At 40.7% G+C, this 24,476-nt stretch carries 34 protein-coding genes; 9 read left to right on the top strand and 25 right to left on the bottom strand.

Features of this window, described 5'->3' with window-relative positions; all coding sequences use genetic code 11:
• Positions 1–6: 6 nt before the first annotated feature.
• From MTF66_RS19740 to MTF66_RS19705, 8 genes are all read right to left on the bottom strand, one after another.
• Positions 7–1,113, bottom strand: a complete 1,107-nt coding sequence (locus tag MTF66_RS19740; RefSeq protein ID WP_248528139.1) for a DUF2586 domain-containing protein — start codon at positions 1,111–1,113, stop codon at positions 7–9.
• Between the two features lie 4 nt (positions 1,114–1,117).
• Complete coding sequence (locus MTF66_RS19735; protein ID WP_130167134.1) at positions 1,118–1,774, bottom strand: phage virion morphogenesis protein; 657 nt, start codon at positions 1,772–1,774, stop codon at positions 1,118–1,120.
• A complete protein-coding gene (locus MTF66_RS19730; RefSeq protein ID WP_065978207.1) occupies positions 1,771–2,253 on the bottom strand; it encodes a phage tail protein in 483 nt (160 codons plus the stop codon). Before MTF66_RS19730 ends, MTF66_RS19735 begins: the two co-directional genes overlap by 4 nt.
• On the bottom strand, positions 2,250–2,699 hold the full coding sequence (locus MTF66_RS19725) for a head completion/stabilization protein (RefSeq protein WP_248528135.1): 450 nt from the start codon (positions 2,697–2,699) through the stop codon (positions 2,250–2,252). Before MTF66_RS19725 ends, MTF66_RS19730 begins: the two co-directional genes overlap by 4 nt.
• Before the next feature lie 108 nt (positions 2,700–2,807).
• Positions 2,808–3,464, bottom strand: a complete 657-nt coding sequence (gpM, locus tag MTF66_RS19720) for a phage terminase small subunit (protein ID WP_248528132.1) — start codon at positions 3,462–3,464, stop codon at positions 2,808–2,810.
• 2 nt (positions 3,465–3,466) lie between these two features.
• Positions 3,467–4,045 (bottom strand): hypothetical protein, encoded by a 579-nt coding sequence (locus MTF66_RS19715; RefSeq protein ID WP_248528130.1) that lies wholly within the window; start codon positions 4,043–4,045, stop codon positions 3,467–3,469.
• Between the two features lie 72 nt (positions 4,046–4,117).
• Entirely contained in the window at positions 4,118–5,146 is a 1,029-nt protein-coding gene (locus MTF66_RS19710) for a phage major capsid protein, P2 family (RefSeq protein ID WP_248528129.1), read from the bottom strand.
• Positions 5,147–5,190: 44 nt separating this feature from the next.
• A complete protein-coding gene (locus MTF66_RS19705; protein ID WP_248528127.1) occupies positions 5,191–6,126 on the bottom strand; it encodes a GPO family capsid scaffolding protein in 936 nt (311 codons plus the stop codon).
• A gap of 197 nt (positions 6,127–6,323) precedes the next feature.
• On the opposite strand from MTF66_RS19705, the gene MTF66_RS19700 reads away from it, so the two are divergent.
• The 3 genes from MTF66_RS19700 (at position 6,324) to MTF66_RS19690 (ending at position 9,429) form a co-directional block, all read left to right on the top strand.
• Entirely contained in the window at positions 6,324–8,099 is a 1,776-nt protein-coding gene (locus tag MTF66_RS19700) for a terminase large subunit domain-containing protein (protein ID WP_248528124.1), read from the top strand.
• Complete coding sequence (locus MTF66_RS19695) at positions 8,078–9,112, top strand: phage portal protein (protein WP_248528121.1); 1,035 nt, start codon at positions 8,078–8,080, stop codon at positions 9,110–9,112. The genes MTF66_RS19700 and MTF66_RS19695 overlap by 22 nt, the downstream gene beginning before the upstream one ends.
• A 74-nt stretch (positions 9,113–9,186) precedes the next feature.
• The gene (locus MTF66_RS19690; RefSeq protein WP_248528119.1) at positions 9,187–9,429 is read left to right on the top strand and encodes an ogr/Delta-like zinc finger family protein; all 243 of its coding nucleotides are present in this window, start codon (positions 9,187–9,189) and stop codon (positions 9,427–9,429) included.
• Positions 9,430–9,929: 500 nt separating this feature from the next.
• On the opposite strand, the gene MTF66_RS19685 is transcribed toward MTF66_RS19690, so the two are convergent.
• Genes MTF66_RS19685 through MTF66_RS19640 form a run of 10 tightly spaced genes read right to left on the bottom strand, consistent with a single transcriptional unit; the run spans position 9,930 to position 16,392 of the window.
• Entirely contained in the window at positions 9,930–10,184 is a 255-nt protein-coding gene (locus MTF66_RS19685; protein WP_248528116.1) for a hypothetical protein, read from the bottom strand.
• 2 nt (positions 10,185–10,186) lie between these two features.
• On the bottom strand, positions 10,187–10,447 hold the full coding sequence (locus MTF66_RS19680) for a hypothetical protein (RefSeq protein ID WP_138558071.1): 261 nt from the start codon (positions 10,445–10,447) through the stop codon (positions 10,187–10,189).
• 13 nt (positions 10,448–10,460) lie between these two features.
• Positions 10,461–13,622, bottom strand: a complete 3,162-nt coding sequence (locus MTF66_RS19675) for a replication endonuclease (RefSeq protein WP_248528114.1) — start codon at positions 13,620–13,622, stop codon at positions 10,461–10,463.
• Complete coding sequence (locus tag MTF66_RS19670; RefSeq protein ID WP_248528113.1) at positions 13,623–14,174, bottom strand: 3'-5' exonuclease; 552 nt, start codon at positions 14,172–14,174, stop codon at positions 13,623–13,625.
• Between the two features lie 14 nt (positions 14,175–14,188).
• Positions 14,189–14,473, bottom strand: a complete 285-nt coding sequence (locus tag MTF66_RS19665) for a hypothetical protein (protein WP_248528112.1) — start codon at positions 14,471–14,473, stop codon at positions 14,189–14,191.
• 23 nt (positions 14,474–14,496) lie between these two features.
• Positions 14,497–14,805, bottom strand: coding sequence for a hypothetical protein (locus MTF66_RS19660; RefSeq protein WP_248528110.1), 309 nt, complete (start codon positions 14,803–14,805; stop codon positions 14,497–14,499).
• Positions 14,805–15,404, bottom strand: coding sequence for a phage N-6-adenine-methyltransferase (locus MTF66_RS19655; RefSeq protein WP_248528109.1), 600 nt, complete (start codon positions 15,402–15,404; stop codon positions 14,805–14,807). Before MTF66_RS19655 ends, MTF66_RS19660 begins: the two co-directional genes overlap by 1 nt.
• Before the next feature lie 9 nt (positions 15,405–15,413).
• Positions 15,414–15,842, bottom strand: a complete 429-nt coding sequence (locus MTF66_RS19650; RefSeq protein WP_248528108.1) for a hypothetical protein — start codon at positions 15,840–15,842, stop codon at positions 15,414–15,416.
• Between the two features lie 11 nt (positions 15,843–15,853).
• A complete protein-coding gene (locus MTF66_RS19645) occupies positions 15,854–16,108 on the bottom strand; it encodes a pyocin activator PrtN family protein (RefSeq protein ID WP_248528105.1) in 255 nt (84 codons plus the stop codon).
• A complete protein-coding gene (locus MTF66_RS19640) occupies positions 16,105–16,392 on the bottom strand; it encodes an AlpA family transcriptional regulator (RefSeq protein ID WP_248528103.1) in 288 nt (95 codons plus the stop codon). The genes MTF66_RS19645 and MTF66_RS19640 overlap by 4 nt, the downstream gene beginning before the upstream one ends.
• A 161-nt stretch (positions 16,393–16,553) precedes the next feature.
• Here MTF66_RS19640 and MTF66_RS19635 point away from each other — a divergent pair, with 161 nt between their 5' ends.
• Together MTF66_RS19635 and MTF66_RS19630 are read left to right on the top strand one after the other, a co-directional pair.
• Positions 16,554–17,012, top strand: a complete 459-nt coding sequence (locus MTF66_RS19635; RefSeq protein ID WP_248528100.1) for a DNA-binding transcriptional regulator — start codon at positions 16,554–16,556, stop codon at positions 17,010–17,012.
• A gap of 407 nt (positions 17,013–17,419) precedes the next feature.
• On the top strand, positions 17,420–18,106 hold the full coding sequence (locus MTF66_RS19630; RefSeq protein WP_248528099.1) for a DUF4760 domain-containing protein: 687 nt from the start codon (positions 17,420–17,422) through the stop codon (positions 18,104–18,106).
• 22 nt (positions 18,107–18,128) lie between these two features.
• On the opposite strand, the gene MTF66_RS19625 is transcribed toward MTF66_RS19630, so the two are convergent.
• Positions 18,129–18,476 carry a hypothetical protein gene (locus MTF66_RS19625; protein WP_248528096.1) on the bottom strand — a complete coding sequence of 116 codons (348 nt, stop codon included), beginning with the start codon at positions 18,474–18,476 and terminating at the stop codon, positions 18,129–18,131.
• Positions 18,477–19,028 (bottom strand): hypothetical protein, encoded by a 552-nt coding sequence (locus MTF66_RS19620; protein WP_248528094.1) that lies wholly within the window; start codon positions 19,026–19,028, stop codon positions 18,477–18,479. It abuts the gene before it with no gap.
• Positions 19,029–19,460: 432 nt separating this feature from the next.
• Here MTF66_RS19620 and MTF66_RS19615 point away from each other — a divergent pair, with 432 nt between their 5' ends.
• Complete coding sequence (locus MTF66_RS19615) at positions 19,461–19,886, top strand: helix-turn-helix domain-containing protein (protein ID WP_248528091.1); 426 nt, start codon at positions 19,461–19,463, stop codon at positions 19,884–19,886.
• On the opposite strand, the gene MTF66_RS19610 is transcribed toward MTF66_RS19615, so the two are convergent.
• From MTF66_RS19610 to MTF66_RS19590, 5 genes are all read right to left on the bottom strand, one after another.
• Positions 19,883–20,269, bottom strand: a complete 387-nt coding sequence (locus MTF66_RS19610; protein ID WP_248528090.1) for a hypothetical protein — start codon at positions 20,267–20,269, stop codon at positions 19,883–19,885. The genes MTF66_RS19615 and MTF66_RS19610 overlap by 4 nt on opposite strands.
• Positions 20,266–20,850: a hypothetical protein gene (locus MTF66_RS19605; RefSeq protein ID WP_248528089.1), complete on the bottom strand. Its 585-nt coding sequence runs from the start codon at positions 20,848–20,850 to the stop codon at positions 20,266–20,268. Before MTF66_RS19605 ends, MTF66_RS19610 begins: the two co-directional genes overlap by 4 nt.
• Before the next feature lie 84 nt (positions 20,851–20,934).
• A complete protein-coding gene (locus MTF66_RS19600; RefSeq protein WP_248528088.1) occupies positions 20,935–21,111 on the bottom strand; it encodes a hypothetical protein in 177 nt (58 codons plus the stop codon).
• Between the two features lie 494 nt (positions 21,112–21,605).
• Positions 21,606–22,028, bottom strand: a complete 423-nt coding sequence (locus MTF66_RS19595; protein WP_248528085.1) for a hypothetical protein — start codon at positions 22,026–22,028, stop codon at positions 21,606–21,608.
• A 155-nt stretch (positions 22,029–22,183) separates the two neighbouring features.
• Complete coding sequence (locus tag MTF66_RS19590) at positions 22,184–22,804, bottom strand: MarC family protein (protein ID WP_055020798.1); 621 nt, start codon at positions 22,802–22,804, stop codon at positions 22,184–22,186.
• A gap of 94 nt (positions 22,805–22,898) precedes the next feature.
• Between MTF66_RS19590 and MTF66_RS19585 the strand changes: the two genes are divergently transcribed.
• From MTF66_RS19585 to MTF66_RS19575, 3 genes are all read left to right on the top strand, one after another.
• Positions 22,899–23,333: a transcriptional repressor gene (locus tag MTF66_RS19585; protein WP_054554141.1), complete on the top strand. Its 435-nt coding sequence runs from the start codon at positions 22,899–22,901 to the stop codon at positions 23,331–23,333.
• Positions 23,334–23,406: 73 nt separating this feature from the next.
• Complete coding sequence (locus MTF66_RS19580; protein WP_054554140.1) at positions 23,407–23,874, top strand: chemotaxis protein CheX; 468 nt, start codon at positions 23,407–23,409, stop codon at positions 23,872–23,874.
• The gene (locus MTF66_RS19575) at positions 23,871–24,296 is read left to right on the top strand and encodes a secondary thiamine-phosphate synthase enzyme YjbQ (RefSeq protein WP_217875662.1); all 426 of its coding nucleotides are present in this window, start codon (positions 23,871–23,873) and stop codon (positions 24,294–24,296) included. The genes MTF66_RS19580 and MTF66_RS19575 overlap by 4 nt, the downstream gene beginning before the upstream one ends.
• Positions 24,297–24,476 lie beyond the last annotated feature (180 nt).

Here is a 24,476-nt window from a genome sequence, read left to right as displayed (position 1 = left end):
CTGCTCCTAGTTGCTGCTTAAATCAAGCATGATGTTGACGGTAATTTCTTTCGGGCTGTTGTATGGACGCAAAATAAGGTAAATAACCACGCTTTTATTACTGGTCCATTCAATGGTAATGTCCCCTTCAATAGGTGGTGTGATTTCACCCGGGAACGCCGTCCCGTTGATAGTTGTGCTTTTGCTCATTTCGCGTAGCGGCTTCATAAAATACGCTTTGTTTAACTCAATGCTGTTCGGTGTTGAGTTAAGCGAACGGTTAGCAACACGACGGATCGCTAATACGCGCACTTGTCGGCTGGCTTTGTGTACTGGGCGCAAGTGTTCAATGTATTGATAGTCACCACCCGTTGCATCGAGAGTTTGTGCATCACTCCAATACATACCTTCAAAGTCGCTGTACCACTGCGGCACACTCATGCGGTTATTGGCTAGTGTTTCTAATGTGGCAAGTGATAACGGCTCGCCGTCTGTATCAACCGGTGCATCGCCTAGCCCTAACACACTGCCTGTTGCCACACGCATTGGGCTATCTGCAATGCTTACGCTGCGGTCACATAATCGGCCAGCTAATACACCCACGTTATTGCCGTGCAGCTGTGGCACCGGCACCACTAAATGCGCAGCAATGCCATTTTGAATAGCAATGGTTGCGGCTTCATACGCTGCCCATGCTTGTGTTGCTACATCAATACCTGGTAACGCAACTAAGCAAGAAACAAAACGACCTAATTTGGCTTGTAATGATGTTAGGTGGTCGTGAATATCTGTAAGACCTGCGCTAGTGTTCTGCTCGTCACACACCACCACCATTTCAAAGCTTTGTACCTCGTTTGCGCGATCAATCGCATCAATGATGCTTTCACCCTCTGCAAGCGGGTAAACCGCTGCGGTCCAGTTTTGGCCTGCGTTAAGTTGTGCAGCTTTAACTTGCGTTCTTAACGCGCTATCTGCAAACGCATCATCTAAATCTGTTTGTGCACCAACACTAAATAGCTGGCTCTCTTCATCTACTGAACCGGCACGGCCAACAAACAAGAAGTGTCGTTCGACACCTTCAATGTCACCTTGCCCTAAATTCAAATTGTTAACTTGCACTTTACCGAGTGGCATTGGCTTATCCTCGTTTATTGAGTTGGTTTAATATCTGCGCGAGTTCGCGCTGAACGTTTATGGTGGTGTCACCTAAAAATGGGCGAGCATCAACAGGGATATCCCAGCTTTTACGCTGTTTTTCGTCACGTAATATGCTTAGCATCAAGGTTGCTTTACCGTGATTTAAACTCGCTTGAATCTCTTTAACACTGGCGCGGCGGTAACCTTTGCCCTTGCTCTTTGGTACTTTGAACCCTTCAGCTGACAGCGCTTTAGCTTGGCCGCGAGTACACGGCGCTTTGTAATCTGGCTTTCCGTGAATTCGTGCCATTCGGCTTGCAGTCATTCGCTCGGTGCCACCTTCTTGGTGCATGGCAGCAATTCGCCCAGTTAAACCTGCTTTGTGCTTTAGCTCTAAGCGGTTGCTACTTTTCACATACGGTTCAAGTGTTCGGCCCATGCGTTTAAGTAACTTGCCTTTTTTGCCGCTTTTGCTCGGCGTAAACTTCTCACCATCTACCGTGGTTTGAGTGCGAATACGCTTACGAGCAAGCGCTCGTTCGTGACGACCGAGTGTTTTTAAAACACGCACTCGTTTACCCGCTGGTAAGGCTAAAAGCTGTAGTTGGTGCTTAGCACTGAGTGCTTGGCGTTTGTTTGGGGTGATCACAATGCTCATGCGCGCCCCACAACATCAACATCGACATTTTCAGCCACGTTAATTGGTGCAAGCGACACATAGTAACGACCACCATTAAACTGCACTGGCCCGTTGTCATCAGGGATAAGCTCAATGTCATCCATCAGTTCTAATTCAATCAGTACCGTGGCGTTGTCATCACTAATTAAATCAATGTCTATTTCGGGATCATCTAAACCGAATTCGTCGCGCTGCCACTCGCTATCAATTAAAAACGCACATACCATGGCAAACAGGTTGTAAGGGTTAACCTTTTTATGTGGGAATTTTTCAATCGCAATAATGGCCGTGTGTTTCCACCTCGCCACTAAGTAACCGTCTTGGCCTTGATCTGAATTGCAAATGATTAACTTGCCGCGTTCTTGCCAAGCATCAATGTTGTTCTTACGAATTGCACCATTTAAGCTGGCAACTAAAAATTCGCAGACTTGCTGTAACTGGCTAATAGTTTGGCTCATAGCGAATGCACTCCTGCACGGCCAAGACCAAGCAATAAGCGAATACTGCGGTTTGATTGCGCTAGAATTTGATTTTGCTGTTCAACGTCTTCAGCTTTGTTATTGCCCGTCTCTTTTTGATCAACTGCCGAAAAGTACCCCATAAGATCACTGTGTGAACGGGCATAAACGGCGCCACGGTAAACACTTTCTTGGCTTTGGCTAAACTGCGGCACACCATCAATCAGGGTGAAAGAAACATCCGTGTTACCTTTCGCAATATAATTATTAATTTGCTGCTGAACCTCTAACACACTGCGGTTGAGCGAATCAGCAATTACCGTTTCTTCATAATATTCAGGTATGCGGCGATGATTACGGAACTCTTCTGTGCTAAGCACAGGCCAGCCGCTATCAGCATCAATTTCAATGCTGTCATCTGCTGTATGTTCAAATCCGAATGTCATGCCATTTACCTTTGCATAGGGTCAGTGCAGTTAGCGTCACAGTGATTATTTAAAAGTCGCCTTTTAAAACACTCAGCTAATGCACTGGAGGGTTTGGAGACGGTTTGCTTACTGTGCGTTAAGCTCAGCAAGCGCTCTAATTCTCATCGCTATTTTGTTTCTTACGGTTTTAACTTGTGCGTGCTTATGCAGTTCCTGCGCTTTAGCTAAATAGCCATCGGCTTGCTGTAAGCGCTGCAAGTCGCCAACGTGCGATGGCGTAACTTCGCCATTTTTCGTGCGCAATAACGCAAGGCCCGCAAATTTGTAATATTTAGACGTAACTTGCTCTGGTAATTTCCAATGCTCCGCAACAAGCTTGAACACTTGCCCGAAGTAAGGCTCAATGCTGTGACCTTTTTCGGCTTGCGTCTGCGCCCAATCAAAAACAGTGTCGGCAATAAAACCAGTCCACTGGCGGCGAATGCTTTTAACCATGGGCTGGTTAAGCTCAATGGCGCGTAGTCCAAGCTCGATGCCGCGACTGAGGTTGCCAATATCAAACAGCCATACAGTGCAATACGAGAAAATCGGGTTGTCTTCATTTTGTTTGCCTTCTTTTGTTAAGTAGTCTTCAACAATCGGTAACCACTTAGGCAGTAATACACCGCGTTTATGAGCTATTTTGTCAGCTCGGCGCACAAAGCCTTTTAGTCGTTTTAAGTCTTCGTCTAATTCAATTAGCTGTAGGTGTAGGCTAGGTGCATATTCACCACTGCCCGACACGCTTACTTTTGCGAGTTGCTTTTTTGCTGCGTTTTGCTCTTTGAATTGGAGGATTTTTGCTCCTCCGACGGCTTTTTTAACTCGTCAACCGCTTCCTTTAACTCGCTGTTCGTTTGGTTAATATCATCGGCGCTGTAAGCTAGGTCGCTTGCTGCATCGCTGGCTTTATCGGCGGCACTTTCAATGTTGCTGGCCGCACTACTTGCTTGCTCAGCACTATCAGCTAATGACTCTGCAGCATCGTCAGCATTGGCTATGCTTGTATCAGTTGTAGTTTCAACGTGCTTTACTTCAACGCTTTCAACATTGTTTTCATCATCAAGCGTTACTTCTGCAAACACGGTTTGTTCTTCACCGTTGGCAGGGTCAAATTCCTTTTCAAAAAATGTGATGTTCTGATCAACATATTCTTGAGCGGTTTCAATCGCTTTTGACTCGTCACAACCCAATAACTTCGCTAGCAATTTAAGTGCAGTGTTATCTTGAGCAATGGTAATTTGCGAATTACCCGTTGTAGCTTTGTTTTCGCCTTTAGCTTTTGCAGCAAGGCGGCGTTTTTTAAAATCAGCAATGGCACTCATGGCATTTACCTACTTTTAATTGGTATGCGTTGCTAGGCGGTTAATGGCCTAGCAACAGGTTTTAATTAACGATTAAGCTGCTGGGGCAGGACCAATGTTCATGGCTGCTTCGTCAACGGCGGCGTACACTTCAAACTCTTCAATTGCGTAGCCTTCGTTACGCCAGTAAGAATTTTCAAACTGCTTGCGGTCTTCTTCGTCTTTGGCTTTGCGGTGTGCAGTGCCTTTTTGCGTATAGATATGCAAGTTGCTTAAAATCGTTACGGCAATACGTTTACCCGGGAAGAACGGCGGCGTATAAGCGCGCATACCACCAATGTTTTTATCCATCTGTTGGGCAGCGACTTTTTCGCTTGGCTTGTCTGCCTGGTTCATCAATTTTGTTTGTGCTGTGGCTGTTAGGTCTGCACCTACTAGCACGACTAAACGCGGGTCATTGCGTAATGATGGGTGAATAAACGTATTTTTAAGCTCAGTAACAATGGCATCTAGCGTTTTGTACTCGCCATCTTTTAGCTCAGCGCTTGCATCAGGATTAAAGTAAATAGGGTCTGTCATGATTTGATCAGGCGCTTTTTCTTTAACGATTTGATGCCAGCCTTTGTTAACGTCTTCACCATTCGGGTTTGCAACTGGGTCTGTTGTCGCTTCTGCTGACACACCATTAAAGCCAACGCGCAGCATATCGAGTGCAAAACGTAGCGTGGCATTTTGGTTAATGAGCTTCATAAACTCATTTAAGTTACCGGCATTGGCCCAAGTAGATAACAGCGCCCATGTTGTTGCCGAACATGAATCGGTTTCAACCAATTCATAGGTATGACCATCAACGCCTTGCTCTGATGTAAAACGGCCACCCGCTTTACGACCTGTCGCAATACCGTAATTACCTACTTTTACAACTTGGCCTTTAATTTGGTCCACCTGCATGGTGGTGATCATGCGTAAGAACTCGACCGACTCTAATAGCGCGGCACGAAGCTTTGTTTCCATTGGGTCAGAAATGGCAAACTTATGTGATGCGTCCTCTACACCAAATGATTTTGCTAGATTCACTGAGTATTTTTGTAAGAACCCAGCGGCTGTTTGATTTAAGTGCATGCTTTATCTCGCTCTGTTATGCATTAATAAAAAGAAGATCTGGGTTAAACCAGGCCTATGCTTTCGTCGCCTACTGGGTCAGGTTCTTGGTCTTCTTGCTCTTGGCTAAGCGCTTTAAATTTGGTTTCTAGGCCGGATACCTTTTGACTAACGCCATCCATCTTTTCTAAAAGCTGACTGAATTGCTCAGAGGTGACACCTGCTGCGCCTTTATCAGCTTCTGGCTCTGCGGCTGGCGGGGTTTCTTCGGCCTTTGGTGGCTTTTCTTCGCCTGTTGGCTGTTTGCTGAATTTGTTTTCAAGGTCGGTTACCTTGCTTTCTAATCCTTCAAACTTGCCCATTACGGCATCAAACTGTTCTTTGTTCATAGGTTCGTCCTCGGTGGAATCGTGTTGTTCATCAACACTCGGCTGTTCAGAAGTAAATAGGCTTGCCATTTGTGCAAGTAAATTCATGAATTTAGATTGCTTGTCTTTGGCTAAAGGTGTAGCTGGCTCTTCTTTGCTGAACACAAAGTCACTCATGTGAAGTTCTTCAAGCTGGCTATATTCATGGCTTTTTTCAGTTTCGCCCATTGAGAACTTTAAGCGTGTGGTGCCAGTGCTTGCAGGCGAATCGGTAACAGCTAAGCCTTGTAGATAGCAACGACCTTGATTCTGGTAATCTGGATTTGGCTCAATAGACATAAACAGCTTTTGGCCGTCTTTGTTAGCATCTAATAAGTATTGATTTGCTGTTAGTTTTACAAAAAGACGAAGCTTACCTTTATGTTTGGCCGCTTTTACTTCGTCAACTGTTCCCCAATTTTTACCCTCAGATGGGCCCCAAAATGAGCGAAAATGTTCAGGCCAAATCATCGCAGTGTATTCATCAACCGAGTAAAGCTCGGCCATATCATTGATCCACTCTTTTGAAATAGCGCGGCCGTCAACCGTTGCACCTTCAGTTGCTGCAATTACCCAACCTGTCTGTTTACTCATTACGCTGCCGTGTTGCTTAAAACCAATATTTAAGCGCAGCATAGCCCTAAAAAATGGGCGTTTCATTCGGTTTGATTTTTAGAAATTCCTAGATTGAAGTTCTAGGAAAAGGTAGGTTTTTTAGTCAGTTATAAGCTTATTATAAATGAATACACTGTCGCTAGTTATCAATTTTTACATGAGTAATTAGCACCTAAATGGCTTATTCACCGGAAATACGCGAAGCAGCAAAGCGGCTTTATTTACGACACTACACACCAAGTGAAATTCGTAGCGAATTAGACTTGCCTAATGATCGTGTTGTTTATTACTGGGCTGATAAATATAGCTGGCGCGACTTACTGCGTGAAGAAGAAGTCGACGAAGCCATTGCAAGGCGCATTGTTTGTTTAACTGATATTAGCGATAAGACAGGTAATCAAATAAAAGAACTCGACATGCTTATTGAAAAGCATGTAAAGCTTAAAAAACAACGTGCGCAAGAAGAAGCGGCAAAAAATCCACAACCTCAAAACACTCAGGCCAACTCAAATCAACCAAGCGGCAAAAGCAACTCAAAGCCAAAAGGCCGCAAACGTAAAAATGATGTAAGCCATTTAACCGAAGAAGATTTTGCCACCTGGTACGACTCACTTTTTGAATACCAAAAAACGATGCATGCAAACTTGCATCAACGTATTCGAAACATTCTTAAAAGCCGTCAAATTGGTGCGACCTATTACTTTGCCGGTGAAGCATTTAAAGATGCGGTGTTAAGTGGCGACCCACAAATATTCTTATCGGCCAGTCGTGCGCAAGCTGAGGTTTTCCGCAGTTACATTGTGGCTATTGCTCAAGAGTTCTTTGAGATTGAGTTAACCGGTAACCCAATTAACTTACATACAAAACACGGTGATGCTGAGCTACGGTTCTTAAGTACCAATAGCAAAACGGCGCAAAGTTACCACGGCCATGTTTATATAGATGAGTATTTTTGGATAGGTAAGTTTAACGAGCTCAATAAACTTGCCAGTGCCATGGCAACCCATAAAAAGTGGCGTAAAACTTACTTTTCAACGCCGTCAACAAAAGCACACCCCGCTTATACCTTTTGGACGGGTGATCACTGGCGACAAGGCCGTGCTGAACGTGAAGAAATCGAGTTTCCTAGTTTTGATGAATTACGCGATGGCGGCAGGCTCTGCCCAGACAAACAATGGCGCTATGTAGTAACCATTGTTGATGCGCAAAACGGGGGTTGTGACCTCTTTGACATTGACGAACTGCGCGATGAATACAATGCCGATGACTTTAACAACCTGTTTATGTGCATCTTTGTTGATGATGCAGACAGTATATTTAAATTCAGCGACCTTGAAAAATGCATGGTCGATGCATCCCGTTGGCAAGATCACAAACCAAGTGCAGCACAGCCATTTGGTAACCGTGAGGTATGGCTAGGTTACGACCCTTCACGCACTCGCGATAACGCCACATTAGTTGTGGTAGCGCCACCTAAAAAAGACGGTGAAAAATTCCGTGTGCTCGAAAAACACTATTGGCGCGGGATGAATTTCGCTCACCATGTAAGTGAGATTCAAAAAATATACGCAAAGTATCGCGTCACTTATATTGGTGTTGATACCACAGGCATTGGTGCAGGTGTATTTGATTCAATAGAAACCCTCTACCCGCGCGAAGCCCAAGCTATTCATTACAGCGTAACCAGCAAAACTCGCTTAGTGCTTAAAATGATCGACTTAGTAGAAGCAAACCGGATTGAATGGGATGCATCACACAAAGACATTGCTATGAGCTGCCTAGCCATTCGTAAAACCAGCACAGAGACAGGTGGCGCAATTACCTTTAAAGCCAGCCGCGATAACACCACAGGTCATGCAGACGTATTTTTTGCAATAAGTCATGCCGTGATCAACGAACCGATTAACCACGCATTTAAGAGAAAATCACGATGGACCATGCAGAACAACTAACTGACCAGCCAAACGATCAACAAGACGATCAACAAGGTAAACAAAATGCGCCCGTTGTGTTTAGCTTACCCGAACAAGTTATGCCAGATATGTGGCTAACCGATTATGACTCGCTGTTTTATAACGATATGGATGGTTATTGGGAGCCGCCCGTAGACCGTCATTTATTAGCAAACCTTACTCGCCGCAATGCTCAACACGGTGGCATTGTTGTGAGCCGTGCCAATATGGCAGCTGGCCGTTATATATCGGGTGGTATGAGTGCCCAACAAGTACAGGCTGCATTTTTAAATCTAGTGCAATTTGGTGATGTGGCCTTGCTTAAAATTCGCAACGGCTTTAAGCAACCAGTGCGATTATTCCCGTTGCCAAGTTATCGCACTCGAGCGGCTGGTGATGGTGGCGCCGTAGTGCTTGAGCGTAACAATCAAGTAAGAAAGTATAAAGCCCGCGATATCATTTGGATTAAACAGTATGATCCTGTTCAACAAGTATATGGTTGCCCTGATTACTTAGGCGGTTTACAAGCGACGCTTTTAAATGAAGATGCAACCCTGTTTCGCCGTAAATACTACATCAACGGCGCACATATGGGGTTTATCATGTATGCAACTGATCCTAACTTAGACCCTGAAGTTGAAGACGATATCAAAGAGAAAATTCAGGATAGTAAGGGCGTGGGAAATTTCCGCTCGTTGTTCGTGAATATTCCCAACGGTAAAGAAAAAGGCTTACAGATAATCCCTGTCGGTAACTTTGAAAGTAAAGATGAGTTTATGAACGTGAAAAACGTATCAGCACAAGATGTGCTAAACGCTCACCGTTTTCCGCCTGGCTTATCTGGCATTATTCCATCTAACACGGCTGGCCTTGGCGACCCAACAAAATACGATGCCATGTATTTTAAAAATGAGACTAAACCGTTAATCAAAAACATGGTCGATGCGGTTGAGCAAGATCCTGAAATAGGCAGCAAGTTAAAACTTAAGTTTGATTTAGAGCCAGCAGCTTAATACACCTTATTTGTTATAGATAGATACACTGTATATAATCACAGTGTATCTAAATTATTTATATGGGTAATGCTATGCGGGTAACATGTCCAAACTGTGGAAGTAAAGCGACTATTTCATCAAGAGAAAACCAATCAACCCATGTAGCTGATCTCTATATTTCGTGTACTGATGTTAAAAACTGTGGAGCAACGTTTGTTAGTACACTAGCATTTAAGCATTATCTAAACCCACCACGCCAAACAACGGCAGAACTTGCTGCTTCTTTACTTAAAAACCTACCTCGTGAACAACAATTAGAGTTACTTGGAATCTGACTTGCGAGAAATTTTAAGAATCACAAATTAAAAACAATGCTATTTAACTAGTTTTAGAAATTAAAAACAGAATTTGATACTAAGAATTTAGAAATTTAAAGTGGTATAATTAACCGTCCGGAGAAAATAGGAGAGAAGTGTATGAATCAATTAATTATTTTTTAACTAAGGAAATGCAATTATGCAGAACCTAAAAAGAGTACTTGAACTCTTTAAATTCAAGAAAAACAAAAAGACAACTTTAAAGCTGGAACCTTTAAAAATTGTCTTTAAGTCTTTTATTACCTGCTTTCTAGGCATGTTAGGTAAACAGTTAGCGATAATGTGTTTTGGGTTAATACAATTATATTACCCTTACCTATTGAATTTATAGGAGATATAAACTGACAATACCGTCACTACTGCTTAAATATAACACTATATGTAACGCCATGTGGTCTGACCAGTTGTGACGGTATTTATATAAATATCGTAAATATCTAAATTATTGAATAGAGTTACTACCCTTTTGGCTCTGGTCTGTTGCATACATCAAATACATCGGTGTTAGGTTCTTGCTCATAGCCGGTGCAAATTTCGGTAGCGAATACGCTACTTTTAGTTTTTTCGCACTTTCCGTATTGGGTTTTAGGCATTGGTTTGTTAAATGGTTTTTCGAAAGGACTGTATTCATCCTTGGCAAACCCCTTTAGACAAAATTTCTGGCAGCTGATACATGCTTTAGGCATTTCTACTTTCGAAATTTGAATAGTCATATTCATTCCGCCTTCTTGAATCGTTCAACTAAATACAGATCGCCATGGGCACGACCACCAACGGGTAATTGCCAACTCCAATGGCCTACAGGTTTGGCACCACGTTTAAGAACTAGCCCCCTCTTTTTTGCAGTTGTTCTTGTCATCACCGGCACGGGCACAAAATCAATTTCACTATCACTGATATGGAATGGCCGTCCCTCAAGCATGCATTGAGAAATATGTATCGATTTTTCTAAGTGTCTTTTTAACTTTTGGTTCATAACTCACTTTCTCCTACGCCATTAAATCTAATGCCCACCAGTCATTGTCACTGACTGCTGTTGCTTCACCTGCTAGAACGAGCCTAGCTAAATCAAGATCACCAATTACATCTGCATGACCTTTTTTAAACTGGGTATCTGATGGCATAGTTCTGCCATCTAATTTTGCGTATGAGGCCGCTAAGTCGTAGAGCTCACGCGCATATTGATAATGCTTTTCTGATGGGGTTGTATTACCAGCTGGGCGCTGCTTATTAAGATCTAGTTTTTCAAAGCTATGCAGCTCATGCCCTTGCATGTAGTAAACACGGTTACCAATAACCACATTGCCGCCGTTCTTAAGCTGCTTTACTTGCTCGGGGGCAAAGTCATATAGGCTGGCTTTTGAAATTTCAGAGTGTTGATCGCCTGCTAATTTCTGCTGTTTTTGCATTTCAGTAAGCGCGATTGAGTCAACCGCTTGCTTGCGGTGTTCAATTAACTGCTTTTCTTCATCTAATATGAGTAAATTACCGTCTCGAATTAGGTAAATTTGGCCGTTCCGCCTGATCCTTTTACCTGCTAACAGATCCTTTTTAACCTTAACGATCTGTTTTTTGGTAAACCCGATCATATCTAGCAATAACTCGTCTCTATCGCCCACGGTGCAAGGCGTACAGTTATTCCCACTAGACCAAGATAGGTCGGCTGCGCCGACGTTGTTAGCATCCTGCCCGCCATTTACAGCGGTGTTGTCGTTAGCTGCAGCAGTACCAATAACTTGTTTTTGCCAAGAATGAACACGGGTAATCAAAGTGCATGGTTCGTGTAGGTCTTCAATGCCTTTAATTCGCTTAACGCATTCAGTATATTGATTGCCATACTCGGTATATTCATAAACAGGTTTAAAACGTGCATTGCGGCCAATACCAAAGCCACCCATTAAAGTTACAAAGGTTTTAAAGTCGCCTTGGTCGGCGGCTTTGCGAACTTGTTCTAGTTCTTCATTGCCTTGTATTTCTTCACGCACTCGTCGCAGCTCACGCCAAATAGTAATGGCGGGTGACTTTTGAAATTGAAATTGGCGAATGCCCCATGTACTGGCCCATGCTTTAACCGGGTTAACAAGTGCTGATTGGGTAAACTTCTCGCCTGTTTCGGCATCGTATTCGTTGGCAAGACCAAAGCCGTCAATATTCTTACTGACGTACTTAGCAATATAGGCAGCTGCACCACCAATGCGTATACCATCTTTGCCAATTTTTGCTGGCTCCATTTTCATGGCGGTATAACGTGGGCTGCTTGGGAAATAGTTTTTAACCGGCGCTTTGGTGTAAATGCCTTTTGATTTATTTAGGCCCCAAATTTTACGGTTGTGCTTGTACTTCCTGCGGTAATGATTACGGTTTTTAAAGCGCTGAAAAAATACCTCACGGTCATCGCGGGTAAAATATCTGCGTAAAAGGTGGTTAACTTTGTCGTAGTATCTGGCGGGCATCCATAAAAGCATGTGCCAGTGGGTGCAACCATCTGCATGAGGTTCGGCTACGCGCACCCCAAAATAGGGTATTTCTAGACGGTCTAATTTAGCCCGTGCTTGTGAATACAGCTTGTTTAAATAATTGCTTGCATCCTTTGGTGTTGAACCGTCCCACTTTGGCGAGTTTGCATGAAAACGACTAGGCGCCGTAATATTGTAAAAACCGCCTACATAGCCCATTTCGTCGGCCAGTTCTTCGGTTTCACGTATGCGAAGCATTAACTCGTTACGCATATTTTCAGGGTTAGCAATGCCTGCCTCAACCGCTTTCATTAACGAAATAACATCGTTTTGTTCGTTAACTAACTCAAGGCTTTCAAGGTATCGTTTACCACGTTCACGATCGGCTTTATATTCATTAAGCGCTTGGTATGAGCAATAAGCATTAATGCCTTTTCGAACTGTTTTAGTGCCTTTCTTTTTGTCGTACTTTGCAAATAAGTCTTTACCTACTTCACCTGTGGCTATTTCTAAATGCTCTAGGTAACGGCGGCGAATATTCTTTAATTTACGCGCCCACCACTTATGGCACTGCGCTTTTAACAAACTTACTTCGGCATCTGGCTCTGTTAAGTAAATACCTTTTTCAGCAGCAAAAAGAGTCACGCCAAAGTTTTCAGCATACTGGCTGATCACATCAAACTTATCTAACGCACCCCAGCTTGGGTTTTCAATGCGTAAGTCATTCAGTATCTCGGTTACTTCACGGGCCAGTACTTCAGCATGTTTTTTGGTTTTATCTACATTTGCTAAAATATGCCAAGGTAAAGGCATGCTGTCGGTGATCTGTTTAAGAATGGTAAGGCGCGGCTTAAGCGTTTTAATAGTGCGTAATAGCCACTGGTTAGCATTGCGATGATCACGAATGCTATCGAATATATTCGTATTTGTTGGCTTATTAGTTGTACCGTCAAATTGGTATAACTCAGCTGATTGCAAAGCAATTCTATCGGTGTATTGCTCTGTGGTTTCATTGCGCTTTTGCTTGTAGCGCTTAATGCTTGGTTCGTACTTATCAATGAAACGTTTAGCCACACGCATTTGTAATGGCTTTGGCACTTTGCTTAAGCATTTATATACAAATTCTTTTTCTGCAGTATCGTCAATTGCATCTATGATCGAGCGCACAGAACTTGTTACTTCACCACCTACTAGTTTTTGTAAAAATGCGGTTTCATCACTAGCTGGTTGTAACCTCTTTTGTGCTAATACTTCACGCTGCTTTTCTGTAAAGCTAAGTGTTTCAGCTGTTCTACGCACAAAGCTAGCTTGAATACTCGCTTTGCGGTTAGAGCTAATAATGTCACGCACAATGTAATTATGGTGATTGTTGTTATGCACTTTCTTAAGTGCTGACTTGGCAGGTTTGCTTAGTTTAAAAAAGCTTACATCGATGCGATATTCTGCATTTTTAAGCACATCATAAAACCAAGCGTTTGCTTCATCGCTTGGGTTTATGGGCTCGTCTTTATACCAAACATCATTATGCTGCTGTACTTTAGCCAAGTATTGCTTAGCCATTTTGTACTGCATATAAGGGGTAAAACGGCTTAGGCCGCTTAGTAAGGTTTCTTTATGCTCAACGTTATCAACGGTTTCAACCATGGTTGAAACCGCTGTAATAACGTCAAAACTTAGAGTTGGCCAAAGAGTCATTTAGTTAGCTAAAGCTTTATAAATAGCTGAAACATATTTGGCTTGATGAATTGCATCATCTAGTGCGTTGTGTGCCGTACCTTTGAATCGCATGTAACGTTTAGGATCGAAGCCCTTAAGTGTACGGCCTAACTCAACAACGGTTCTAACATCGCGGTCATTCCAATATCGCCATGGCTTTTCATAGCCTACCGCTTCAAATGCATTACCTAAAATTACGTTATCAAAACTTGCTCCATTCCCCCAGACTACGCGACTGTTAACGCGCTCAATTTGCCCTACCCAAGCGCTAAAATCATCAATAGCATATTGAAGATCCATTGTGTCATTGCTAGTAATTTCAGCACGAGCTTCATCGCTTTGTTTTAACCACCAAAGCACTGTATTAGGGTCAATCTCGCCATATTTTGCAGCGCTTTCTAAGCCAACTTTTTGATAAAAGCTCGCGCCTATTTCACCTGTGGTTGGTTCAAAAAATACCGCGCCAATGGCAACAATTGCAGCATTATTGCCCTGTCCCATAGTTTCTAGATCAAGCATTACGTGGTTCATGGTTTTTCTCCGTTTTATAGTTCAAGTTCAATTAGGTCAAAATCGGCACCGCGCTGAACTGCGTCGAGCGTTTCGCTTAGGCGGTCGTAAAAGGGGGCGTATTCAATGTGGTCATTTGCAATTAATTGCACTACTGGCATTAGATCAGTAAGGCAGTTTTCACACTCCATAAGCATGGTAACCGTCGGACGCTTGGCTAAATTTTTAATAGTAAAATTGGCTTGGTCTAAAACGTGAACAACAATGTTTTTAACTAATTGCTGATTTTTAGATAGATCTTGGTCTTTGATAGAGGTCATTTTATTAGTCCTTTAGGGGGTGGTTAAAACGGAATGTCGGTTAGTTCGTTGTAAATTTTTTCTTTGTGAAAAACATTTACATGCTTAAAATTTAAGCGCTCTTGAATCATGTATTCTTGGTATGAGTAGTCAAACCAAGCATCTGTACGCTCAGCCTCTTCTATTGTTTGTGAGTTAATGCAATCAAACCGCGCTGATATTTCTGGCGCGTATTTCTCTAGCTGCTCACCTGCTTTCTCGTTATCAACAGAAAATATCTTGTAAACGTCGTGTGATTTTTCACAATCAATTAAATACCGAAGTGCTGCTTTTGCTTTTGGGTGTAGTTTCATTACTTAACTACTCCAAGAGTGGAAAAGATGGATTTAAATTCTTCGGTTCGGTGGCCTAAGTAGGTAATGAAACAGCCTTTTGTAGCGCCTTTTTTCACATTGCCTTGCGGGTCTTTAAAGTGAGTTCGGCCATCAATAAAGCAGCTAACACCCGCATTTAATAACTTTTGGCACCATGCTTCTGAGCTATTAACAAAGGTGATATTCATCGCCTCTTTAAAGTTGCCTAAAGCAAACTGATTTAAGTAGTAATCAACCCAATCACCATTGCTTGCAATATCTTCGGTAATACAATGACCTCGGTACTTATGATAATTAGGATCATTGCATATTTTCTTAACACACTTAGGCTTGCAAGCTAGTTCACCTTTATTGAATGGGTGATTAAGCCAAACAGTGTCAGCAATCCAGTCTAACGTTAAAGCGTCATCTTCTTTGGTAAAAAATCGCTTAGCTTTCACTGACTGATTAGCAATTTCATTACTTGCTGGATCTAAATCAATAACAGGAAACATTAAGTGAACACGCTCTAACACTTCATCTGGCGTGTAATATTCAACATTGCCGCTATCTTGATTAATTAACTGATCTGGCGTCATGATCAATCCTTAATGTGTCTGAGTATTAGTTTGCTGCTCTGCAACCAAGTGCGGAACTACTTCAAACTTAGGCTGAGTGCGTTCAAACTTTTCAGGCATAAGAACGTTCGCATCAGTAAACGCAGCTAGTAACCCTTGCAATTGAACAAGCGCTCTGTGTACGGCTTTTCGTTCTTGAACATCAAACTTGTAGAAGCTCATATTTAAACAATGTGGTTTTAAGCCAGCTGAAAAGCAGACAATTGCACGCTGCTGCTTTGTTAAAACGGCATCAAAAATATAACCTGGTGTACGCTTTGTATTGTTTCTAAGCGCTCTAATATCTGCTAACCCTTTAGGTATTTTCTTACCTTCAACAGCTTTTAGCTGTGTCGTGTTAGTTTTGCTTTCAGTTTCGGTAGTGCGATTTTCTATAATTTGCTGTACAGGGGTTGCCATGATTATTTCTCCTAGCTATTTACGCTTTGCCACTCGGTGCGGCCTTTTTCGTATTGGCTTTGTAGGTATTCGCCCAGATCAGTGATATTCACCATGGTTGGTGCACGTTCTGAATCGCGAACTTTGAACGTAGGAAATGGTAATGTGCCTGCTTTTGCTTTTTGCTCAGCAGTTTTAGGTAATAAACCTAAATACTCTTGGCATACCTCTTTAAGTGGTACTGCTGGTTTTTGAAAACAGGCTAAAAGTGCAAAGGTCATATTCATGCTGCTGCGCCTTCACCAAGCTGTTGAGCTTTTATTTGCTCCCCATATTCTGCGAAGAATGCATCTCTATTCATTGAGCGCCACAAGTTAATATCTGACTCAAGCCAAACAGCACTGCGGTAAGATATCCGGTGGGATTTAGGAAACTTTCCCTTATTCATTAAGTAATACAAGTGAGAAATTGAAATTCCACACAACTCTAATACTTGTTTACGTTTTAGGAATTTTTCATCAGGGCCAACAACCTCTCCCTGTAAGTTTTTCCGGTATTTTTCTGGTTTCATATTTACCTCAAACTGTGTTGACTGGTTCCTATATTGTCCATTTGTGTGCTAACCTATTTAATTAGGTCAGCTTGTTATCCCAAACCACAACAAAAGAACACTATAAGACCTTCAATGGTCACTATTGTATCTGAAATAAATATTAGGATCTTATAAGAACCATGTCAAACAATATCGGGCAAAAAATAAAAGTTATTCGTGAGTCTTTAAATTTAAGCCAAGCTAAATTTTGTGAGTTATTGGATATTGGCTTAAGTGGTTATAAGAAATATGAGACAGGGATTTCAGAGCCTGGTGCAGGAAATTTAGAAAAAATTGCCAACCATCCACAAACTAAAATGTACTTTTTATGGTTATTTACTGGAGAGACAAACCCTGCATTAGGTCAAATAGCACCTGGTGATATCATTCCTGAAGGTAAATTGTCTGAAGAACAGTTCGAAGAAAAGTTTATAGATACAACTATCAATTCCCTCATGATGTTTTGCCACCTTGGCTGGTTTACTCCAAACAAAGATGAAAATGTTTTTAACGATTGTAGTAAGCTGCTCCTTAAAGATTTACGCCCGGTAATTGATGCTAGAGTTAGCAACTCAGCAAACAACCAAAAAATGGCTTAATAAAGTCATTTTTTGGTAAAAAAACAATTACCCTATCAATTCTGCGTTTATAAAATAAAAAGACCTATTTTCCCTAGTTGTCCTCTCTATATAACAAAATATTATATACGCCGCTTTTATTGAGATTCATCGCGATTCAAGGCAATTCAAGGCAATTCAAGACATCTGATGTCTTGTAACTATCCAACCTGTCAGTTAGTATTATTTTTAGTTGTAAAGTTATTTTACAAATTAAATTTACAAAATAGCTTTACATAAATCAGAAAATCTCATGTAACGTCAAACCACGCCAAAGGTGAATATCATGAATGTTTATCGCGAAGAAGATTGGGGCTTTTAATTTTAGCCTAAAAATATGGATTTCAAGAAAGAGCCTTTTGGGCTCTTTTTTTATGGAGTAATAAGAAGTGATAACAAAAATACCTTATAAACTGATACTAATAATACCTACAATTCTTATCGGAATCTTAATTTACTGCGTATCAGATCTAGAAGACCCTGTATCTTTTTATGGCCCAACCTGCATTTTGATTTCTGCAATTGCAGCGATAACTGTTGCTACTGTCACTATAAAATCTAACCGGCATACCTTTATGCAGACTAACTCGCTAGCATTCCAACAAGCATTGCAAGGTGATGAGCATTATAAAAAAGCACTGAAAGGGATTTCTAAGGCAATGTCCAACCGCCTAGACAAACCACTTATCTTTTATGCGAATAGCGAAAACATAAAAACAGATGAAGACAAACAGACTCTTGAAGACATTCGTTATGTTCTTAATATATGGGAAAGAGCGGCAACTGCTTGTGTGAATGATATATATGATGAATTCTATCTGTACAAAACATATAAAAGCATGGTGTTAGATATAGGTATACAATTTAGATGGTTTATCCAAGAAGTCCAAGATAATAGAGATAATCCTGACATCTATAAATACTTCTCTAACCTTGTGTTTCTTTGGACTATTCGCAGAGGTGATTTTACGAGTGATCAAACACAGGAAAGCCTAAAATCAGTCTATAAGCAACTGAAAACTATAGAGACTGGTAAGCTACCTAAACGTAGGCATAAACTTAAAAACTTTAGATAAATAAAAACCCGCCTTCGCGGGTTTACTTAACGATCTTTAAACTTGGTTTTTGTATTGGTTCTGTTGGTAGCTCTACTGGTGCTTGTAAGTGCCTTACACGATAACTAATCGCCTGCGAGTTAATTACTTTTAACTTTTCATAAGCGCCAATATCTCTTTTGTTGTGTAGCGTTTCACCTAAGTTCATCACGATATTATGCGCGATACCTTTGTCATCTTCGTTTCTGAATAGCTCGTCTGGCAAGTTTACTTTTAATTTATGTTTTAGATTTGTTTCTAAACTAAATGTATTGCTGCCAAAAACAATACTTACACAGGCTATCGCTAAAGCAATAGTCAGTAAAATGATCATGATGAATAATAGCGTCACTTATGCAACCTCTTCATTCTTTGTAGTAATTAATTTTTTAATTGGATAGATACTAATAACAGCAAGCGATATAACATTTAGAGTAACAACGCTGATCTTATACGCTGGCGATAAACTGCTGTTATCTAACATACCACGCATAACAAATTGTGTAAGTTGGACCAAAGCTTGAATGATAGCTAAGTAAAGGCAGACCCTTGCTGCTGGTGAGAACGTACAGCGTCTAAGTGCATGTAATGCGAATAAAGTAACAACAAATACTATTGAACAACTAAACATGGTGAAATAAAAAAACTGACGTAACATCATTTTTTCCATTTCTAGAGTGATGATGTGATCGGCCAGTGACGAACTCACTGCATGAAATACCATAACGGTAAATGCAGCGATAAAACTTGAATGAAGCAAATGATCGCTTTTTGATTTTAAGTTTTGCTTACCACCAAAGAACAAAGCTAAACGATGTTGGCTAAAAGTGATAACGATAAATAGTACAGCAACTAATTCTAGTGCTCGAATTGTCCAGTCTGTGGCGGTAATGAAGCTGATCATTGGTATTCCTTGATGATGATATTAACCAGCCAAGTGGCTGGTTAATGTGCGTTTTAAAGAAGTTTACTTTTCTTTAGGTGGTTCATCACCGCCGCCACCGCCGCCGTTTCCACCTTCCAAATTGGTCATTTTGATTGAAGTGTGTAACTTATTCATGCTCAGTTCCTTGTTTTGTTTAAATAAACACCATTTAATGGTGGAAATTTAATTGTAATGATTAAATCCTGAATATCAATTAAATACTGTATAAACATACAGTAAAATCTTAAGTTATTGATATTTATGTAAGCTTGTAATGCTTAATAGTTACAAATGTAAAATACACAGGTTTATTTTTTTAATCAACAAAAACTAACAATTTGTTAGGTTTCTATCTAATGAATTGGGAAAAAGAATCGGTTACAATTTAAAATCTTGTGTTAGGATGATTGTATGTTTAAAAAGAAACCATCAACAGAACAAATACATGTACGCACTATATTTGAGCGTCTATGTGCTGTTTATCAAGTTAAAAACAATGCCTCGCTTGAAAGGCTTTTAAACTTGAGCGATGCTTTCTGTACAACTCGTATTAAACGCGCTTCTATTCCATATGAATTAATTGACCAAGCGGCCAAAGCAACAGGTGCTAGTTATGACCACATTTTATATGGCACACCAGTGAAACACATTTCCCTAGATGATTTAGATGTTATTCAGAATGGCCTAATTAAAGGCTTTTTAGAGTTACAGGCCGTTGGGGTAATTGATAGGTCTCATTCAATTGATGATTTAAAGAAGATTGCCAAAGTGCCAATGACTAATATTGAAAATGAATTAAGTCTTTATTTAAGTGAAGACGAAAAAGACAGCGCTTAGCTGTCTTTGTCTTCTCTGTTGAATTTGGCATAAATTACTGAGCTGTTATTTTTTTCACTATAGTGACGCATTAGTTCACCTAAACCCATTTCTTGTAGCGGTTCTTCTTTTCTATCTGCTGGCAATTCAACGCTAACACGCTCCATTTTTGGATATTTCCCGATAAGAAGCTCTATTTTATCTTTAACCTCTTCGGCTTTTGCATGAATGGCCAAAGCTTTATCTAGGTCCTTTTCTTTTTTAACTTCTATTGATAGTCGAGTATAGACTTCAGATAAATTTCGTACTTGATTTTCAAAGTATCGATTTTTCATTGTGTAGAGCGTACTGATCACTAACAATACAAAACATACTACGATAGCAATAATAAATAACTCGGTCATTCTCGCCCCCTTGGCAAACTTAGGCCAATTATACACCCGAAACGATTTAGAAGAATATTAGGAAAAAGCATTGCTACAGCTAACATAGCGCTTAAACATAAAACAACAAAACTATAAGTATAATGAACCCAAGGATAAGGTTCTTGAATATTCAACACTACAAATTTAAACCACAATATAAAATGAGATAACGCTAACGCCGCTGTAATTCTAAGAACGGCAAAAAATAGCCCCCCAAATTTATAGCTTAACCTGGCATGTAGTAAGTACACGACAAACATACTCAGTATGTTGATTGCGAATAATGCCAAGTAAACGTTTTGTGCTGCCTGCCAATTACCTGTAGTTTCAATATAGATTAACACTCGCTCCATCAGCAAAGAGGTAAGCAAGTATTTAACTACAACTACAGCAATTGATAGAAAGTCACTAAACCTTTCTCTGTTGAAATGTGCACGGTAGATTGAAAGTATCAACGCTAATAGATATGAAAACGCAATAATACTCTGCCAAGAAAAAACCTTGTGTGTTGCTCTAACAACTAATAATTCGCTATATAGTTCAGCAAGATACTCAAACATGCACACTCCTTGAAAGAGCGAATAGAATATATCTTCGGGCATAAAAAAACCAGCTATTAAGCTGGCTTTCAGAACAACATATTTTTAGTTTTCTTTTTTTGGTGGCAAAATCACAATGCCGCCTGATCCTTGAAGGTTCTTTTTCTTTGGTGGCAAAATTACAATGCCGCCTGAACCTTGTAGGTTATTTGTATTTACTTGTTCTGTTGGTAGTGCGCCTAACGATACGCCAGTGCTTAAAAGTAGTGCTGTTAAAGTCATGAATAACCTCCTTATAAAATTAGCTCCTTGCTATAGCAAATTGCTTGCCATTTTATTTTGACGCTACACATTTTTTACTGGCACAAAAAAACCCGCTTAAAGCAGGTCTATTTATTTGAGGGTGACTGGGAACCCTCAATTATTAGCGGTGCCCCTATAGTCACCCTAGCATCATTTAAAGCCTTTATTTTATTGATTGTCAGTCCAATCCAGCATGGGTGCCACGGAAAAACGGCGGTTTAATGTCGTTGTGCTCATAACATGGCCCCTTTAAAGATCAATGCATTTACTTGCAACTTAAATTACCTAATACGATTAACGCTTAATATAGCGATGACACATACCCTTTAGGTATGCACCGAAATGAAAAATTGCGACCATTATACCACCGAAGCTGGCTCGCGGCATGGCTTAATCAAAGATCAGATGATGAAAAGAGGCGAAGAAGTGTACTGCAATCTCACTTCTTTGATGAATAAGGTAAAATGCTAAGACTACATTTTTACTTTACTAAGAAGGTGCTCAAGGTTTTGGCCCGTAAGTTCCAAAACCGTAATTTCAAGCTCTTTGTAGTCCTCGTTTTTCAGGTTAACTAATTTAGCGCCCACTGCAATTCGTGCTACTTTCTCAACAGGGTCTATTTCTACAATTTCAATTGATGCACGCGTATCATGATCTTTAGACTGCACATAATATTCACTAAAGAAGGTACCATCAGCACGTACATTGGGATTACTGTCAGACACAGATTGTAAAAGCGTGCCTTTCTTTAAATCACTTTTACGAAGTGAGAAGCTGTATTCCGCCACATTGGCATGACCAACAATTACGGTAACTGCGCTTTCACCATTAATTTTAAAATCATGATCTGTTACTTCGATAACTTTTAGCTTACCACTATCATAGGTCGGCTCCATGCAAGCACCTAAACTAAAAATCAGAAAAACAGATAAGACGACATTTTTGATTAGCATTCTTTGTTCCTTAAATTGTATATTGCCTTCTTTAAAGTTAGATAAAAGAAGGCAATTATTCAAAGTTTAAATCACTGAAAATGCACTTTAAATTAAAACTAGCCGACAACACTCAAACCGAAGTAGTGAGCGATACCGCCTAAGATATTAGTCACCGCCACTGACGATAAAATTAAGCCCATCACCCGGCTGATAATACTCGCGCCACTATCACCAATTAACTTATGTACATGCGTGGCAAGCAGTAATAAAACCAATACGATTACTAGTACAGAAAGCATAATTGATGAGGTTATAAGTTGCTCATACCAAGTGTATTCGGTATTTCGAGTCATCAGTACTGCACCAAGCATGGCACCGGGGCTGGCAATAGAAGGAATCGCCAAAGGGAAAATAGCGGTTTCGGTGCTATCTCGAACACTTTTGATTTCTGTTTCTGGTTTACTTTCACCGAAGATCATCGACAGAGCAAAAAGTAATAATACGATACCTCCGGCAATCTGAAATGCCGAAAGTGGAATATTGATCGCGTTTAAAAGTAACTCGCCCGCAACAACAAAAAATAATAGCACCAGTGCCGAAACGCCAACCGCTTTTAATGCAACTTTGCGCTTAAATTTGGCGTCATCCCAACGTGTAACAGCAATAAAAACAGGCACGGTCCCGATAGGATCAATGACGGCAAAAAAGAAAATGAATGCAGCTAGCAATTCACTCATTAAGAAAACTCCCTGAAAACGTGTTAGCGAATAAAAACACTGCAACTACAATACAGTATGTTAGTATATCACGGTAGCGTAAGGATAAGAGAAGATGAATATAGAATCACTCGTCAGTAAAGCAAAACAAGTATGCGATAATCGTGGCGCACGTTTCACACCTATCCGTGAAAAAGTATTCCGCCTTTTAGCTAGTGCGCAAGGTGGTGTGGGTGCTTATGACTTATTAGAACAACTCAAATTAACTGAGTCAGGCGCAAAACCGGCCACTATTTATCGAGCGCTCGATTTCTTATCGGAACTTGGCTTTATTCATAAAATTGAAAGCACCAACTCATTTATGTTGTGCCATCATTTTGATCACATTCACCCTGTACAGTTATTAATTTGTGACAGCTGTGGTTATGTAAAAGAATTACATTCAACAGTAATTTCTCATGAACTTAATAACTTAGCGGCAGAAAGTGGATTTATTGTCTCAGGACAAACAATTGAAGCGCACGGTAAATGCGAAAAATGCAAAGAATAAGTGCGGTGTTTGAAACAACCACTACACTTAAAGTATGATTAACAGCATTTCGAAACCTAAGGGAAAATAAATAATGAATGTGGAGTTCATCAACCCTTTTTTATCATCATTATTAAATGTTTTGAGCACTATGGCTCAAACAGAATTAAAGCCGGGCAAACCTAGTTTAAAGAAAGACGAACTAGCCCGTGGCGATGTATCTGGTTTGATTGGTATGGTTGGCCCACAAACTAAAGGTTCACTTTCAATCACCTTTGATGAAAATCTAGCTCTGACCATTATGGAAAGAATGCTAGGTGAACGCCCTGATACGGTGAACGAAGAAGTAACCGACATGGTAGGTGAAATTACTAACATGGTAACAGGTGGCGCTAAAAACCTACTTGGCGAAAAGGGCTATGAGTTTGATATGGCAACGCCAGTTGTAGTGTCTGGTAAGGGACATACAATTGCACATAAATGTGAAGGCGCTAAGGTGTTAATTCCATTCACGTCTGCTGATGGTAACGCCAATATTGAAGTTAGCTTTGATAAACTATGAGCTGGCAGCAAAAAACCATTCAATTGAAGCCTCGCTCACGAGGCTTTCACATCATTGATGACGAGCTACTTCGTCAACTTCCTGAAATAGCACAATACAAAGTCGGCTTATTACACCTATTCATACAACATACTTCTGCAAGCTTAACTATTAACGAAAATGCAGATCCTACAGTAAGAATGGATATGGAAAGTCACTTCAATCATTTTGTGCCAGAACGACAAAGTTATTACCGCCATGATTATGAAGGTGATGACGACATGCCAGCCCACATAAAAAGCAGTACATTAGGTGCTGAACTCACTATTCCAATTAACCAAGGCCGTTTAATGCTAGGTACTTGGCAAGGTATCTATTTAGGTGAACACCGAGATCATGGTGGCGCTAGACGTATTGTCGCGACGGTTCAAGGCCAGATCTAAAACTAGCTGTAAGCTGTAAGCTGTAAGCTGTAAGCTGTAAGCTGTAAGCAAATCTTGGTATTAACTAAATTATTTAAGAAAGTGTTTTTGGGATTTTTTAGAGATTGGAGCGGCACACGAGGCTCGAACTCGTGACCTCAACCTTGGCAAGGTTGCGCTCTACCAACTGAGCTAGTGCCG

This window comes from Pseudoalteromonas sp. 2CM39R, assembly GCF_023161845.1.
The sequence above is the reverse complement of the archived record's forward strand: the minus strand, read 5'-3'. Positions and strand labels throughout refer to the sequence as shown.

Bases quoted from the DNA above. Each gene is read 5' to 3' on its own strand.
- MTF66_RS19740 (WP_248528139.1), bottom strand. From the start codon at position 1,113: ATGCCACTCGGTAAAGTGCAAGTTAACAATTTGAATTTAGGGCAAGGT.
- MTF66_RS19735 (WP_130167134.1), bottom strand. From the start codon at position 1,774: ATGAGCATTGTGATCACCCCAAACAAACGCCAAGCACTCAGTGCTAAG.
- MTF66_RS19730 (WP_065978207.1), bottom strand. From the start codon at position 2,253: ATGAGCCAAACTATTAGCCAGTTACAGCAAGTCTGCGAATTTTTAGTT.
- MTF66_RS19725 (WP_248528135.1), bottom strand. From the start codon at position 2,699: ATGACATTCGGATTTGAACATACAGCAGATGACAGCATTGAAATTGAT.
- MTF66_RS19715 (WP_248528130.1), bottom strand. From the start codon at position 4,045: ATGAGTGCCATTGCTGATTTTAAAAAACGCCGCCTTGCTGCAAAAGCT.
- MTF66_RS19710 (WP_248528129.1), bottom strand. From the start codon at position 5,146: ATGCACTTAAATCAAACAGCCGCTGGGTTCTTACAAAAATACTCAGTG.
- MTF66_RS19705 (WP_248528127.1), bottom strand. From the start codon at position 6,126: ATGAGTAAACAGACAGGTTGGGTAATTGCAGCAACTGAAGGTGCAACG.
- MTF66_RS19700 (WP_248528124.1), top strand. From the start codon at position 6,324: ATGGCTTATTCACCGGAAATACGCGAAGCAGCAAAGCGGCTTTATTTA.
- MTF66_RS19695 (WP_248528121.1), top strand. From the start codon at position 8,078: ATGGACCATGCAGAACAACTAACTGACCAGCCAAACGATCAACAAGAC.
- MTF66_RS19690 (WP_248528119.1), top strand. From the start codon at position 9,187: ATGCGGGTAACATGTCCAAACTGTGGAAGTAAAGCGACTATTTCATCA.
- MTF66_RS19685 (WP_248528116.1), bottom strand. From the start codon at position 10,184: ATGACTATTCAAATTTCGAAAGTAGAAATGCCTAAAGCATGTATCAGC.
- MTF66_RS19680 (WP_138558071.1), bottom strand. From the start codon at position 10,447: ATGAACCAAAAGTTAAAAAGACACTTAGAAAAATCGATACATATTTCT.
- MTF66_RS19675 (WP_248528114.1), bottom strand. From the start codon at position 13,622: ATGACTCTTTGGCCAACTCTAAGTTTTGACGTTATTACAGCGGTTTCA.
- MTF66_RS19670 (WP_248528113.1), bottom strand. From the start codon at position 14,174: ATGAACCACGTAATGCTTGATCTAGAAACTATGGGACAGGGCAATAAT.
- MTF66_RS19665 (WP_248528112.1), bottom strand. From the start codon at position 14,473: ATGACCTCTATCAAAGACCAAGATCTATCTAAAAATCAGCAATTAGTT.
- MTF66_RS19660 (WP_248528110.1), bottom strand. From the start codon at position 14,805: ATGAAACTACACCCAAAAGCAAAAGCAGCACTTCGGTATTTAATTGAT.
- MTF66_RS19655 (WP_248528109.1), bottom strand. From the start codon at position 15,404: ATGACGCCAGATCAGTTAATTAATCAAGATAGCGGCAATGTTGAATAT.
- MTF66_RS19650 (WP_248528108.1), bottom strand. From the start codon at position 15,842: ATGGCAACCCCTGTACAGCAAATTATAGAAAATCGCACTACCGAAACT.
- MTF66_RS19645 (WP_248528105.1), bottom strand. From the start codon at position 16,108: ATGAATATGACCTTTGCACTTTTAGCCTGTTTTCAAAAACCAGCAGTA.
- MTF66_RS19640 (WP_248528103.1), bottom strand. From the start codon at position 16,392: ATGAAACCAGAAAAATACCGGAAAAACTTACAGGGAGAGGTTGTTGGC.
- MTF66_RS19635 (WP_248528100.1), top strand. From the start codon at position 16,554: ATGTCAAACAATATCGGGCAAAAAATAAAAGTTATTCGTGAGTCTTTA.
- MTF66_RS19620 (WP_248528094.1), bottom strand. From the start codon at position 19,028: ATGATCAGCTTCATTACCGCCACAGACTGGACAATTCGAGCACTAGAA.
- MTF66_RS19615 (WP_248528091.1), top strand. From the start codon at position 19,461: ATGTTTAAAAAGAAACCATCAACAGAACAAATACATGTACGCACTATA.
- MTF66_RS19610 (WP_248528090.1), bottom strand. From the start codon at position 20,269: ATGACCGAGTTATTTATTATTGCTATCGTAGTATGTTTTGTATTGTTA.
- MTF66_RS19605 (WP_248528089.1), bottom strand. From the start codon at position 20,850: ATGTTTGAGTATCTTGCTGAACTATATAGCGAATTATTAGTTGTTAGA.
- MTF66_RS19600 (WP_248528088.1), bottom strand. From the start codon at position 21,111: ATGACTTTAACAGCACTACTTTTAAGCACTGGCGTATCGTTAGGCGCA.
- MTF66_RS19595 (WP_248528085.1), bottom strand. From the start codon at position 22,028: ATGGAGCCGACCTATGATAGTGGTAAGCTAAAAGTTATCGAAGTAACA.
- MTF66_RS19590 (WP_055020798.1), bottom strand. From the start codon at position 22,804: ATGAGTGAATTGCTAGCTGCATTCATTTTCTTTTTTGCCGTCATTGAT.
- MTF66_RS19585 (WP_054554141.1), top strand. From the start codon at position 22,899: ATGAATATAGAATCACTCGTCAGTAAAGCAAAACAAGTATGCGATAAT.
- MTF66_RS19580 (WP_054554140.1), top strand. From the start codon at position 23,407: ATGAATGTGGAGTTCATCAACCCTTTTTTATCATCATTATTAAATGTT.
- MTF66_RS19575 (WP_217875662.1), top strand. From the start codon at position 23,871: ATGAGCTGGCAGCAAAAAACCATTCAATTGAAGCCTCGCTCACGAGGC.